This is a genomic window from Staphylococcus sp. Ze2, assembly GCF_048568365.1.
GTDB lineage: Bacteria > Bacillota > Bacilli > Staphylococcales > Staphylococcaceae > Staphylococcus > Staphylococcus xylosus.
The window spans coordinates 290,022-305,046 of sequence record NZ_CP183486.1 but is presented as its reverse complement, the minus strand read 5'-3'; the positions used below and the strand labels follow the sequence as shown (position 1 = coordinate 305,046).

Genomic DNA, 15,025 nt, shown 5'->3' with positions numbered 1-15,025 from the left:
TTCAAAAATTCAGTTCATACAATTAGAAATCTAGGTTGGCATAGACTGCGTTATCTTCAATAAACTGTCTACGATTCTCAACAACGTCTCCCATAAGCATTTCAAAAACTTGATCTGCCTCTATCGCATCATCTAATGATACTTGTAACATAGCTCTATTTTCTGGGTTCATTGTTGTTTCCCACAATTGGTCTGCGTTCATTTCACCAAGACCTTTATAACGTGCAATTGACCATTTCGGCGTAGGATCTAACTCAGATTTCAGTTTTTCCAACTCACGTTCATTAAACACGTAATACTTTTGTTTACCTTGTGTCAATTTGAATAAAGGCGGTTGAGCAATATATACATAGCCTGCTTCTATTAACGGTCTCATAAAGCGATAGAAGAATGTTAATAACAACGTTCTGATATGCGCACCATCGACGTCAGCATCAGTCATAAGTACAATTTTGTGGTAACGAGCTTTACTTAAATCAAATTCTCCACCAATACCTGTACCAAATGCTGTAATCATAGAACGGATTTCATTATTATTTAATATTCTATCTAAGCGAGCTTTTTCAACGTTTAATATCTTACCACGCAATGGCAAAATCGCTTGTGTTTCCGAGTCTCTGCCTGATTTTGTAGACCCTCCGGCAGAGTCACCCTCTACGATAAAGATTTCACTTCTGGAAGGATCTTTACTAGAACAATCTGCAAGTTTACCAGGTAAGCTTGAGATTTCTAAAGCAGATTTACGACGTGTCACTTCACGTGCTTTTTTCGCAGCAAGACGCGCGTGAGAAGCCATAATACCTTTTTCAACAACTATGCGTCCTACTTGCGGGTTCTCTAATAAGAAACGCTCGAACAACTCAGAGAATAATTTATCAACAACTTGACGTACCTCAGAGTTACCTAATTTTGTTTTCGTTTGTCCTTCAAATTGTGGATCGCCATGTTTGATTGAAACAATAGCTGTTAAACCTTCACGTGTATCTTCACCTGAAAGTCTCTCTTTATCATCTTTGATAATTTTACTACTTATACCATAGCTATTTAATACACGAGAAAGTGCTCGTTTAAAGCCTTCTTCATGTGTACCACCTTCATAAGTGTGTATGTTATTCGCATAAGTCAATAAGTTAGTTGCAAAGCCTTTGTTGTATTGTAATGCTATTTCAACCTCAATATCATCCTTTGTTTGATGGACATATATAGGTTCTTCATGTAATGGCTCTTTGTTTTCATTTAACATCTCAACGTAAGACTTAATACCACCTTCGTAGTGATAAGTGTCTTCTCTGACTTCTTCACCACGTTCATCTCTCAAAGTAATTGAAATGCCTTTATTTAAGAAAGCAAGTTCTCTTGTACGTTGTTGTAATATCTCATAGTGATATACAGTCGTCTCTGTAAAAATCTCAGGGTCCGCTTTAAAACGAATCACTGTACCAGTATTATCATCTTCTGTTTCTTCAACTACTTTCAAGTCGAATTGAGGAACACCCTTTTTATAAGCTTGATGATAAACTTGACGATCTTTATATACATAAACTTCTAGGTCTTCAGATAAGGCGTTAACTACAGAAGAACCTACACCATGTAGACCACCAGAAACTTTGTATCCGCCACCGCCGAATTTACCACCGGCATGGAGTACTGTTAAAATAACTTCAACTGCAGGACGTCCCATTTTTTCTTGTATACCAACTGGGATACCTCGTCCATTATCCGTTACTTTAATCCAATTATCTTTTTCAATAACAACTTCAATTTGGTTAGCATACCCTGCAAGTGCTTCATCAATACTATTATCGACAATTTCCCATACAAGATGGTGTAAACCTTTTTCTGAAGTTGATCCTATATACATACCAGGTCTTTTACGTACCGCTTCTAGACCTTCTAATACTTGTATCTGTCCAGCACCATAATCTTCCGTGTTGTTCACATCTGACAATGCTTCCACCTTCACTTTCTGTTACTTTATAATTTCGCCTTGGTTAATGCGATAAAGTTTAGCGTTTTTCATAATTTCATGTTCTATACCATCTACGGATGTCGTCGTTACAAAAGTCTGCACTTTATGTTGAATAGTGCTCAATAAATGAGATTGACGCGAATCATCTAATTCACTTAGTACATCATCTAGCAATAATATTGGATACTCACCGACTTCAATGTTCATCAACTCAATTTCAGCGAGTTTTATTGATAGTGCGGTTGTTCGCTGTTGACCTTGCGAACCGTATGTTTGAGCGTCCATACCATTTACATTAAAACCTAAATCATCTCTGTGAGGGCCATATAAACATACGCCTCTGTCTTTCTCACGTTCCATATTGTCATTAAGTAAAGTTAAGACTCCCTCTAGTCGTTCCGTCTCACTTTGTTCTTCATCTGCCAATTTAATACTTGGCAAGTACTCTAACGACAATGTTTCACGTTCATTGGTAATACCAGAATGGATAGGTTTAGCTAGTGATTCAAGTTCTTTAATAAAATGTTCACGTCTTTGTGTGATTTTGAGCGCATACTCTGCAAATTGTTGATTTAAGACTTCTAGCATTGTACTATCCGTCTTTTGACCATATTGCAGTTGCTTCAAATAATTATTTTTTTGTTTTAAAATCCTCTGATATTGTGATAAATCATTTAAATATACCGCAGATATTTGGCCGAGTTCCATATCTATAAATCTGCGTCTAACTTGTGGCGATCCTTTGACAATGTTTAAATCTTCAGGCGCAAACAATACGACATTTAAATGACCTATATATTGTGTCAGTCTACTTTGCTCTAAGTGATTGATTTTAACTTGCTTGCCTTTTTTGGTAATATACATCGTTAAAGGCATGTCGCCATATCTATAGCTAAGTTCACCCTCTATTTTAGCATAATCGCTATTAAAACGTATCAGTTCCTTGTCATTAGATGTTCTATGGCTTTTTGCTAATGCTAAGGTATATATTGATTCAAGTAAGTTTGTCTTCCCTTGAGCATTTTCACCAATCAAGATATTTACGTCAGGATGACAATTTAAACTGATTGACTCATAATTTCGATAATGCTCGAGTTGGAGTTTCTTTAATTTCATTCTTCACCTTGATGTAAAATCAAAAATGAACCGACTTCTGGTATAACAATATTATCTCGATGATTTAATTTTTTACCACGACGTGTTTCACGCTCGTCATTAATCATGACGTCAAAATCTTGTAAGAACCATTTTGCTTGTCCGCCGGATTCGATAATACCTTCTGTCTTTAGAAATTGTCCTAAAGTAATATCCCCATCAACGATTACCTCTTCAACCAAATCAATCACTCCATTTCTTTTAAGCTCACTTATATATTATACCTTTTTTTACGAAAAATTTCATGTAAAATACAGTGAGTAAGCGATTTCTTCCAACTTATTTTAACTATTTTTTAATATTTAGTTTCAAAGTTATTTATAATAGCTCTTTACTAATAATATTATATCAAAAATTGATCATTAATAATCCATTTCCTTAAAATTAATATCAATCCATTCATAAATAATTATTTAAAAACAAATTAAAAGTATTGCTATAAAATCCATAATTTTAATATGCTTAACTAAAATTTGCGTTTTAAGCTATTTTTCAGCGTATTTTTTTGAGTTACGATGTTTGGGTCCACTAATGTCTATTTTTTGCTTATATTGCCCCTCTATACGCCTCTAATCATTAAAATTTATTTTATCTTTCATACTCTACTCACTTTTTAGCATTATCTCTTTCTTGTATACACGTTTTTATGTGTCACATTACTTTTATTCTGTTTAAATTCCATAAAAAAAGGAACGGACAGAAACCAATATACAAATTGATTTCATAGTCTCGCTCCTGCAAAATTGATTAGTCAGTAAATAATATTTTTTAAATATATCTTAGTTAACTATTATATGCTGCTTAATTTAGTTGCTATGACTCACTTATTCACCCTTCACACTAACTTAGTATGTTCTAATTGGTAAAATAAGTTGTGTAACTGAGTCATCATCTTTTGGTTTTAAAATAAATGGTTTCATAGTTCCGAAAAATTCGATTTCCACTTCATCGTTATCAATGGCTTTAAGTGCATCCATCATATATTTTGAGTTGAAAGAAATTTTTAAGTTACCACCATCTACATTACTTGCTTTAACTTCTTCATTCACCGTACCAATTTCTGGAGATGTTGAAGATAATTCTACTAATTCATTACCTGTGCTTAATTTTATTACATTATTTCCGCCTTCACGTGCTAATAATGATGCACGATCAATTGCGTGATAGAATTCACCGTTATCAATCCCTAATTTAATTTCGTAATTTTCCGGGAATAAACGAGATGTATCAGGATAATGACCTTCTAATAAACGTGAGATAAAGTTTACGTTACCCACTTTGAAAAGTACTTGATTAGATGCAAAGAAAATGTCGATATCATCTTCGTTGTCAGACATAATTTTATTTAATTCAGATAATGCCTTACCTGGAATGATGACATTTTTATTTTCAGAATCGTCTTCTAAAGCTACTTTCCTTACAGCCAAGCGGTGTGAATCTGTAGCTGTGCATATTAATTCATTATCTTGTATAAGCCAGTTAACACCTGTTAGTACTGGGCGTGTTTCTGAGGTGGACACTGCGAAATTTGTTTGTGCTATCACGTTTTTAAGTACTTTAACTGATAATTCAATTGCATCATCACGAGAAACTTGTGGTAATAAAGGATATTGATCAGGATCTAAACCACTTAAGTTAAATTCAGAATGACCAGATGTTATTAATGTTTGGAATTGTTCGTTGGTAGATAATTTAACTTCCTTACCTGGTAATTTTTTAATAATATCTACAAAGAAACGACCAGGAAGTACTACTGAGCCAGTTTCTGCAATTTCAATAATAGTTTCACCATCAACTTGTTTAGGAATAGTGATTTCTATTGATATTTCTGAATCAGATCCAGTAAGTATTACTTCGTTATTTTTAACTTCAATTTTTATACCAGTTAAGATTGGTAATGTTGTTCTTGGTGAGATGGCTTTTAATGTGTCGTTTAATTGATTAATAAAATAATCTCTTCTAATTGTAAATTCCATCATAGTAAACTCCTTCCAGTCGTTTATATATTAAATTATATAGGTTTTAAAACAGTAGTAATAGTAGTAGGGCTTGTGGATTAGGGGATAACTCAAATTTAAGTGATAAGGTCGTCCTTTAGAGACTGTGGATAACTTGTGCACACTGTGTATGACTTTTGCACATTATCCACAATTCACAAAAATAGTTACATCTCGTTATTCCTCAAATAAACTACAATAAAACTGTTATAATACAGATTGTTTTACTGATTTCTTATTTCTTTTTCTAAATTTTCAACTTCTTGTTTAAAAGTTGGATCATTTTGTATATCTTTTACGATTTTTTCATGCGCATGAATAACAGTCGTATGGTCACGTCCACCAAATTCTTCACCAATTTTAGGAAGTGAAAAATCTGTTAGCTCACGAGAAAGATACATTGCAATTTGTCTAGGATAAGCAATTGATTTTGTGCGTTTTTTGGCACTAAAGTCTTCAATTTTCACACTATAGTATTGGCCGACAATTTTTTGAATATCTTGTATAGTGATCTTTTTGGATCTAGGCGCTTGGATAATATCTTTCAACGCTGCGGCTGTTAATTCAGTTGTAATAGGTTGACCTTGTAATTTCGAAAATGCTAATACACGAGTTAATGCACCCTCAAGTTCACGAATGTTTGACTGAATCTGATTTGCGATATAGGTAAGTGCTTCAGTCGGAATATCTAAGTTTTCTTCGCCAATTTTTTTCTGTAAAATTGCCATCCTTGTTTCATAATCAGGAGGTGTAATGTCAACAATGAGTCCCCATTCAAAACGTGAACGTAGTCGATCTTCAAGTTTAGCAATTTCTTTAGGAGGTCTATCACTAGAAATAACAATTTGTTTATTTGCTTGATGCAATTCATTAAACGTATGGAAGAATTCTTCCTGAGTTTGTTCTTTATTTTGAATAAATTGAATATCATCAATGAGAAGTACATCAATATTACGATATTTTTCTCTAAAACGTTCAGTCTTATTATCTCGAATAGATTTAATAAATTCATTAGTAAATTTTTCACTTGAAGTATAAATAACCTTAGCATCAGGATTATTTGCTAATACATAATGTCCAATTGCGTGCATCAAATGGGTTTTACCTAAACCCACGCCACCATATATAAATAACGGATTATATGCTTGTGCGGGTGCTTCAGCAACAGCAAGACTTGCTGCATGAGGAAACCTGTTGCCAGGTCCAATAACAAATGTTTCGAATGTATTATGAGTATTGAACTGTTCTCCGCCAATAACAGCTTCATCTACACCAGGTGTATATTCTTTTTTGAATTGTTCTGCCTCATTAGTTTCTTTATTTTTACTCGGTTTTAAGTTTTCCAATTCATCTTCAGTATAGAAAACAGGCATAATTTCATGACCAATCGCTTCGTATAAGGCACTTTGAACAATTTCAACGTAATTCGATTTTAACCAATTAGCTACAAAAGGATCATCTATAACTACAATGGCTTCATTGTTCTGTAGTTGATAAAGTTTTGTATCTTTAAGAAAAGTTTGATAGCTAGGATAACTAACTTTTTCTTGAGCTAAGGTTAGAACTCTTTCCCAAATTTCTTTTTCTGACATAATAACTAACTCCAACTTTCGTAAATTTTAAAAGTTATACACAAAAGTAACAAGTGTAATTAAAAAGAATCACAGCCTGTTGATAATTATCCACAACTTACTAACAATCGGTGGATAACTAATTTAGCACTACGATTTATACACAGACTTTTACTATATAATTTAATAAACTAAACCCTGTATCTATCAATATCTACACGACTTATCCACACAATTATACTTTTTAACAGTAACCTCTGTCAAATAGGTGTGAATATGTTGTTAAACCATGTGAAATCCTGTGAATAACATATAATTTATCCACAAATATGTAATGTTCTACTGTGTATAAGTGGATAACTTTAAGGAGTATTAAGTATAGCAAATTTTTAGCATAATGTGGCGTGGGAAATAATTTATAAAACATGTATGAAAAATGTATATAAGGAATTATTTATAAAAGGTTATGTTCAAAAAGAGGAGTATGATACAATTTAACGACAATATTGAGTGATAGTTGCTACGTTTCTTCAATATAAATAGTTAAAGAAATAGTATTATTGCTCTGCAACCATTTTAGAAGCTCTGCTTAAATTGATACTTGCTTTATAAAATATATTTTGTTATATTGTAGTAGTTGCTTGAATTATGACTAGAAATTAATAACAGTTAAATCAAGACTTAAGGCAGAAACGTATATTAATTTATCTATTATAATAGTATAGAACCGAATAAAGATGGAGGTGTTTTTGCATGGTAAAACGTACTTATCAACCAAATAAACGTAAACATAGTAAAGTTCATGGTTTCAGAAAACGCATGAGCACAAAAAATGGTCGTAAAGTCTTGGCGCGTCGTCGTCGTAAAGGCCGTAAAGTATTATCAGCATAAGATCACTGACTCATCAGTGGTCTTTTTTTTGGTTTTAATTTAGCAAAATGATTAGTGAGAATGCTGATTTTAGTTGTTGTTTTAGGACAATGATAGATATAGATATAACATATATAGTTGTAAATATATGTAATGAATAGATAAGTGAGTGATGTTTGGTGGAGAAAGCGTACCGAATTAAAAAGAATAGTGATTTTCAATTCATTTATAAAAAAGGGAAATCAGTAGCTAATAAGCAGTTTGTGGTATACACAAAAGCTAATAAAAATCTGGAACATTTTCGATTAGGTATTAGTGTTTCTAAAAAGTTGGGAAATGCGGTTGTTAGAAATCGAATTAAGAGAGCTATTAGAGAAAATTTTAAAGTTCATAAGGAAGATATTATACCAATAGAAATTGTTGTAATTGCAAGGCAACCAGCAAAACATATGAATACTTTACAAATACAAGCTAGTTTGGAACATGTCTTGAAAATAGCAAAAGTTTTTAACAAGCGTATTTAAGTAGGGTAGGGGAGGCTGAAATAAGACGTAAGTGAGCCTAACCTCAGACAAACCTCAGACTTACTTGTGTGTATTTTTAAAGTTTTCGAAACAATATGTTCGCATTTTAATGGGAAAGTCTTTAAAATATTATAATGATAAAAAATGAGATTAAAAAGGAGGCGAGATGGATGATGGATTTAGATACGATAACGAGTATATCCACGCCAATGGGTGAAGGTGCGATAGGTATCGTGCGTTTATCTGGTGTTGGTTCAGTAGAAATTGCAGATAAGTTATTTAAAGGTAAAGAAAAACTTGAAGATGTGGCATCTCATACTATTAATTATGGTCATATAATTGATCCTGAATCAAATGAAGTAGTAGAAGAAGTTATGGTTAGTGTATTAAGAGCGCCTAAAACTTTTACAAGAGAAGATATTGTTGAAATAAACTGTCATGGCGGTATTTTGACAATAAATAGGATATTAGAACTAACAATGACACATGGTGCTCGTATGGCAGAACCGGGTGAATATACAAAGCGTGCGTTTTTAAATGGTCGTATTGATTTATCTCAAGCTGAAGCAGTTATGGATTTTATTCGTTCTAAGACCGATCGTGCATCTAAAGTTGCAATGAATCAAATAGAAGGTCGTTTAAGTGATATGATCAAACGACAGCGACAATCCATTCTCGAAATCCTCGCACAAGTTGAAGTTAACATAGATTATCCAGAATATGATGATGTAGAAGATGCTACAACAGAAGTCTTATTGGATAAATCTAATAAAATTAAAACTGAAATTAATAAATTACTTGATACAGGTACGCAAGGTAAGATTATGAGAGAAGGCTTAGCTACAGTAATAGTTGGTAAACCAAATGTTGGTAAATCATCTATGCTCAATAATCTTATTCAAGATAACAAGGCTATAGTGACTGAAGTACCCGGAACAACAAGAGATACATTAGAGGAATACGTTAATGTAAGAGGCGTACCATTAAGACTTGTAGATACAGCTGGTATACGTGAGACAGAAGATATTGTAGAGCGCATCGGTGTAGAGCGTTCTAGAAAAGCACTTGGCGAAGCAGATTTAATCTTATTTGTACTTAATTATAATGAGCGATTAACTGAAGAAGACCGCAAATTATATGAAGTTATTAAAAATGAAGATGCCATTGTCATTGTAAATAAGATGGATTTGGATAAACAATTAGATTTAGATGAAGTTAAAGAAATGATTGGTGATATGCCATTGATACAAACGTCTATGTTAAAGCAAGAAGGTATCGATCAATTAGAGATTCAAATCAGAGATTTATTCTTTGGTGGCGATGTTCAAAACCAAGATATGACTTATGTATCCAATTCAAGACATATCTCATTACTGAAACAGGCAAGAAATACAATTCAAGATGCTATAGACGCAGCAGAAACAGGCATACCAATGGATATGATTCAGATAGACTTAACTAGAACTTGGGAAATTTTAGGTGAAATTATCGGAGAATCCGCAAGTGATGAATTGATTGATCAGTTATTTAGTCAATTCTGCTTAGGAAAATAATAAGGAGGAAAAATTATGGCTCAAGAATATGATGTAATAGTAATAGGAGCCGGGCATGCTGGTATTGAAGCAGGACTTGCTTCAGCGAGACGTGGTGCAAAAACGTTAATGTTAACAATTAACCTAGATAACATCGCGTTTATGCCATGTAACCCATCAGTTGGTGGCCCAGCCAAAGGTATTGTTGTACGTGAAATTGACGCATTAGGCGGTCAAATGGCTAAGACAATTGATAAAACACACATTCAAATGCGCATGTTAAATACTGGTAAAGGACCAGCAGTTAGAGCTTTACGTGCTCAAGCTGATAAAGTGTTATACCAACAAGAAATGAAGAAAGTAATTGAAGATGAAGACAACCTTGATATTATGCAAGGTATGGTAGACGATTTAATCATTGAAGATGATGTGATTAAAGGCGTACGTACTAATATTGGAACAGAATACTGGGCAGAGGCAGTAATCATAACAACAGGTACGTTCTTACGCGGAGAGATTATACTAGGAAACATGAAGTATTCTAGTGGTCCGAACCATCAATTACCGTCTGTTTCACTTGCTGATAACTTAAGAGGTCTTGGATTTGATGTAGTTAGATTCAAAACAGGAACACCACCACGTGTTAATGCAAAAACAATTGATTACTCTAAAACAGAAATTCAACCAGGCGATGATGTTGGTAGAGCATTCAGTTTTGAAACAACAGAGTATATTTTAGATCAATTACCATGTTGGTTAACATATACGAATGGCGATACACACCAAGTAATTGATGATAATTTACATTTATCAGCTATGTACTCAGGTATGATTAAAGGTACTGGTCCAAGATACTGTCCTTCAATTGAAGATAAGTTTGTTCGTTTCAATGATAAACCACGTCACCAGTTATTCTTAGAACCAGAGGGTAGAAATACAAATGAAGTTTATGTTCAAGGTCTATCAACAAGTTTACCAGAACATGTACAACGTCAGATGTTAGAAACAATTCCTGGTTTAGAAAAAGCAGACATGATGCGCGCGGGTTACGCAATCGAATACGATGCACTAGTACCTACACAGTTATGGCCAACGCTTGAAACTAAGAAAATTAAAAACTTATATACAGCTGGTCAAATTAATGGGACTTCTGGTTATGAAGAAGCGGCCGGCCAAGGTATTATGGCAGGTATTAATGCAGCAGCTAGAGTTCAAGGTAAAGAAGAAGTCATTTTAAGTCGCTCTGATGCTTATATCGGCGTGCTTATAGACGATCTTATTACTAAAGGTACGAACGAACCTTATCGTTTATTAACTTCTCGTGCAGAATATCGTTTATTATTAAGACATGACAACGCTGATTTGCGTTTAACAGACTTAGGTTACGAGTTAGGTATGATTTCTGAAGAACGTTATGCACGCTTCAATGAAAAACGAGACATGATTACAGCAGAACAAGAACGACTACAAGGTATTCGTGTTAAACCAAATGAACGTGTACAAGCAATTATAGAAGCACAAGGTGGTTCACGCCTAAAAGATGGTATATTAGCTTTAGAATTACTACGCCGTCCAGAAATGACTTATGATTTAATACTTGAAATCTTGGATGAAACACATCAATTACCTTCAGATGTTGAAGAACAAGTTGAAATCCAAACAAAATATGAAGGTTATATTAATAAGTCATTACAACAAGTTGAAAAAGTTAAACGTATGGAAGAGAAGAAAATTCCAGAGGATTTAGACTATAGCAAAGTAGATAGTTTAGCTACGGAAGCAAGAGAAAAATTAGCAGAAGTGAAGCCTTTAAATATTGCACAAGCTTCTCGTATTTCTGGTGTAAATCCAGCCGATATTTCAATCTTACTTGTATTTCTTGAACAAGGTAAAATTCAAAGGGTGAATAATTAAAATGAGTGTAACATGGTTAACTAAGCAACTCAGTACACATGGAATTGAACTTTCAGATAAACAACAACAACAGTTTCAAACGTATTATCAAATGCTTGTAGAGTGGAATGAAAAAATGAATCTGACAAGTATTACAGAGGAACATGAAGTATATTTGAAACATTTTTATGATTCAATTGCGGCTAGTTTTTATACGGATTTAACTAAAGAATTAACAATATGTGACATAGGTGCTGGTGCTGGTTTTCCTAGCATTCCTTTAAAAATTATTTTTCCCAATTTAAAAGTTACGATTGTAGATTCATTGAATAAGCGGATACATTTTTTAAACCAATTAGCAGATGCTTTAGATATAGAGAATGTTAGTTTTGTACATGATCGTGCTGAAACATATGGTAAGGGAGACTACAGGGAGTCTTATGATATTGTGACTGCACGTGCAGTTGCAAGACTTTCAGTATTAAGCGAATTGTGTATTCCATTAGTTAAAAAAGGCGGACAATTTATTGCTTTAAAATCTTCTAAAGGTGAAGAAGAATTGAAAGAAGCAAGTTTTGGTATAGGTGTCCTAGGTGGTAAAGTTGTGGATACCATTTCATACGAATTGCCTGAAAACGCAGGTGAAAGACAGATGATTATCGTTGATAAGAGAAGTCAAACACCTAAGAAATATCCAAGAAAACCGGGAACGCCGAATAAGTCACCGTTACTTGAAAAATAGAAATAATTCAATTCAATACAATTAATTTAGAGGGAGCGCATAATAAATGAAGAAACCTTTTTCTAAATTATTTGGTTTAAAGAACAAAGATGACATTGTTGGTTATATTGAAGAGGATCATAATAACGTTGAATCTATTCATACCGAACGCATTGTGCCAAACCGTTATCAACCGAGACAAGTATTTGAGCCAAATAAGATTAAAGAACTCGCAGAATCTATAGAAGAACATGGTTTGCTACAACCGATTGTAGTACGTCCAATTGAAGAAGATATGTTTGAAATTATCGCTGGTGAGCGTAGATTTAGAGCTTTACAAACACTTAATAAAACACATGCTGATGTGATTATTAGATATTTAGACGATGAAGAAACAGCAGTAGTAGCTTTAATTGAAAATATTCAACGTGAAAATCTATCTGTCATAGAAGAAGCGGAAGCATATAAGAAATTATTAGATATTGGCGATACTACGCAGAGTGAATTGGCTAAAAGTGTTGGTAAAAGCCAAAGTTTTATAGCAAATAAATTAAGACTATTGAAACTAGATCCTAAAGTGATAGGACGTCTACGTGAAGGTAAGATTACAGAACGTCATGCACGTGCGATGTTAAGCTTATCAGAAGAAGATCAAGTTGACTTGGTTGAAACAGTGATTAGCCAAAAACTAAATGTTAAACAGACAGAAGCACGAGTTAAACAAAAACTTGGCCCTGAAAAAGTTAAAGCCCGTAGATTTGAGTTTGAAAAAGACTTAACTGATGCTCGTGAAGCAGTTGGTCAAAGCTTAGAGTCTATTGAAAAAAGTGGTATTAAATTCGAACACCAAGCTAAAGATCACGATGATTACTATGAAATTAAAATTAAATTATATAAATATTAGTGTTATAAAGGTCGAGACATCTATTTGTCTCGATCTCAGGCTGTCGACAAAGTCTCCGACTTTGTTGGCAGTTTTTTTTGTGCGTGCTTTCCTTTGGAACTAATACCTTAGCCTGTAGTCTTCGGTTAGTGATCTTCCCGTAGGAGACGTCCCAAATCACCGCCAATATTAAACTCAAGATCTTATAGATTGTTTTTATATTAATAGGTGACATGGCTATCTGTTGTCTGATTTACAGTAAAGCATTTTACAATAATCGAAAAACAAGTGTATAGGGATTGTGCTTTATATAATAATATTACCAATTTCTATGAAACAAACTAGAATAAAATATTAACGGAATATTGTGGAAAATTACTATTTGTGATTAAATTAAGAAAACGCTTTCACGTTATCTTAAGGGGGAATGGTAACATGATTACATTTATAGTTTCTATTATTATACTTATTATTGGGTATTTCACTTATGGGAAATATATCGATAAAATGTTCGGAACAAAAGAAGAGCGACCTACGCCTGCTTATCATCAAAGGGATAATGTAGATTATTTACCTATGAAAACATCATCTAATTCACTCATCCAATTATTAAATATTGCAGGAGTTGGTCCTATATTTGGTCCAATTATGGGGGCTTTATACGGGCCAGTAGCATTTATTTGGATTGTTTTTGGCTGTATATTTGCAGGTGCTGTGCATGATTATTTAACTGGAATGATTTCTATAAGAAACAAAGGAGCACATTTACCTGAACTTGCAGGTAAATTTTTGGGACAAGTTATGAAACATTTCGTTAATATATTTTCAATCTTATTATTGTTGTTAACGGGTACAGTTTTTGTAACAAGTCCAGCCTTACTTTTACATAATTTAATGGATGGTCGTATTGCTCTAGGTATAATCATATTTGTTATTTTTGTATATTATATACTTTCTACAATTTTACCAATAGATAAAATAATTGGTCGTATATATCCAATATTTGGTGCCTTACTTTTAGTAAGTGCGGTAGGTATTGGTTTCCGTCTCATTCAAACAGGCGCTCCTATACCTGAGTTAAATTTAAAGAATATGCATCCTGATGGCGCGTCTATTTTTCCATTATTATTCTTTACTATCACTTGTGGTGCCTTATCTGGTTTTCATGCGACACAGACACCTATTATTTCTAGAACAACGAATAAGGAAAAGAATGCTCGTTTCATTTTTTACGGTATGATGATTGCAGAAGGTATTATTGCAATGATATGGGCTGCAGCTGGAATGAGTCTATTTAATGGCTATAATGGCTTAAATGATGTCTTAGCGCGTGGTGAAGCAGCGCTAGTAGTTAGTCAAGCTTCGCATCTATTATTAGGTTCTGTCTTCGGTACAATTGCTGTATTAGGCGTTATCATATTACCGATAACAAGTGGTGATACATCCTTCCGTAGTGCAAGAATGATTATTGCAGATTATTTAAATTATGGTCAACATAGTATTGTAAAAAGAATTATAGTTGCTGCGCCATTATTTATTATAAGTTTTGGGTTAACACAAGTTGACTTCACAGTTTTATGGCGTTATTTTTCATGGGCTAACCAGACAACTGCTGTAGTGGCATTATGGGTAGGTGCCATGTATCTATTAATTGCGAAAAAGAATTTCTGGGTTGCAGCTATACCAGCTGTATTTATGACTTGGAATATATTCACCTATATTTTAAGCCAAAAAATTGGTTTAGGTTTAGACCTTAATTTGAGCTATATACTCGCATTCGTATTGACGATATTATGGGTTGCTTACTTTGGTTATCAATATAAGAAGATTACTACCGGTGCTCAATTTGAATTAGATCATCCTATTCCACATCAACGACAACAGGTAATGTAATATTATTAATATAGAGT

The 15,025-nt window shown here is 33.5% G+C and carries 12 protein-coding genes; 7 read left to right on the top strand and 5 right to left on the bottom strand.

Features of this window, described 5'->3' with window-relative positions:
- Positions 1-22: 22 nt before the first annotated feature.
- The 5 genes from gyrB to dnaA all read right to left on the bottom strand — a co-directional run bounded on the left by gyrB (position 23) and on the right by dnaA (position 6,713).
- Positions 23-1,957: a DNA topoisomerase (ATP-hydrolyzing) subunit B gene (gene gyrB / locus ACM591_RS01230; protein ID WP_029378706.1), complete on the bottom strand. Its 1,935-nt coding sequence runs from the start codon at positions 1,955-1,957 to the stop codon at positions 23-25.
- A gap of 12 nt (positions 1,958-1,969) precedes the next feature.
- The gene (gene recF / locus ACM591_RS01225) at positions 1,970-3,085 is read right to left on the bottom strand and encodes a DNA replication/repair protein RecF (protein WP_029378707.1); all 1,116 of its coding nucleotides are present in this window, start codon (positions 3,083-3,085) and stop codon (positions 1,970-1,972) included.
- Positions 3,082-3,315, bottom strand: coding sequence for a S4 domain-containing protein YaaA (yaaA, locus tag ACM591_RS01220; protein WP_171031830.1), 234 nt, complete (start codon positions 3,313-3,315; stop codon positions 3,082-3,084). Before yaaA ends, recF begins: the two co-directional genes overlap by 4 nt.
- A gap of 654 nt (positions 3,316-3,969) precedes the next feature.
- Positions 3,970-5,103 carry a DNA polymerase III subunit beta gene (dnaN, locus tag ACM591_RS01215; RefSeq protein ID WP_418354401.1) on the bottom strand — a complete coding sequence of 378 codons (1,134 nt, stop codon included), beginning with the start codon at positions 5,101-5,103 and terminating at the stop codon, positions 3,970-3,972.
- 242 nt (positions 5,104-5,345) lie between these two features.
- Positions 5,346-6,713, bottom strand: a complete 1,368-nt coding sequence (dnaA, locus tag ACM591_RS01210; protein WP_029378709.1) for a chromosomal replication initiator protein DnaA — start codon at positions 6,711-6,713, stop codon at positions 5,346-5,348.
- A gap of 732 nt (positions 6,714-7,445) precedes the next feature.
- Here dnaA and rpmH point away from each other — a divergent pair.
- The 7 genes from rpmH to ACM591_RS01175 all read left to right on the top strand — a co-directional run bounded on the left by rpmH (position 7,446) and on the right by ACM591_RS01175 (position 15,008).
- Positions 7,446-7,583 (top strand): 50S ribosomal protein L34, encoded by a 138-nt coding sequence (gene rpmH / locus ACM591_RS01205; RefSeq protein ID WP_000240855.1) that lies wholly within the window; start codon positions 7,446-7,448, stop codon positions 7,581-7,583.
- Between the two features lie 158 nt (positions 7,584-7,741).
- Complete coding sequence (gene rnpA, locus ACM591_RS01200) at positions 7,742-8,086, top strand: ribonuclease P protein component (protein WP_029378710.1); 345 nt, start codon at positions 7,742-7,744, stop codon at positions 8,084-8,086.
- A gap of 173 nt (positions 8,087-8,259) precedes the next feature.
- Entirely contained in the window at positions 8,260-9,639 is a 1,380-nt protein-coding gene (mnmE, locus tag ACM591_RS01195) for a tRNA uridine-5-carboxymethylaminomethyl(34) synthesis GTPase MnmE (protein ID WP_029378711.1), read from the top strand.
- Between the two features lie 15 nt (positions 9,640-9,654).
- On the top strand, positions 9,655-11,532 hold the full coding sequence (gene mnmG, locus ACM591_RS01190) for a tRNA uridine-5-carboxymethylaminomethyl(34) synthesis enzyme MnmG (protein WP_042363514.1): 1,878 nt from the start codon (positions 9,655-9,657) through the stop codon (positions 11,530-11,532).
- 1 nt (position 11,533) lies between these two features.
- Entirely contained in the window at positions 11,534-12,253 is a 720-nt protein-coding gene (rsmG, locus tag ACM591_RS01185) for a 16S rRNA (guanine(527)-N(7))-methyltransferase RsmG (protein ID WP_029378713.1), read from the top strand.
- 46 nt (positions 12,254-12,299) lie between these two features.
- Entirely contained in the window at positions 12,300-13,136 is an 837-nt protein-coding gene (locus ACM591_RS01180) for a ParB/RepB/Spo0J family partition protein (protein ID WP_029378714.1), read from the top strand.
- A 414-nt stretch (positions 13,137-13,550) separates the two neighbouring features.
- Positions 13,551-15,008 (top strand): carbon starvation protein A, encoded by a 1,458-nt coding sequence (locus tag ACM591_RS01175; protein WP_326026898.1) that lies wholly within the window; start codon positions 13,551-13,553, stop codon positions 15,006-15,008.
- The last annotated feature ends 17 nt before the right edge of the window (positions 15,009-15,025 follow it).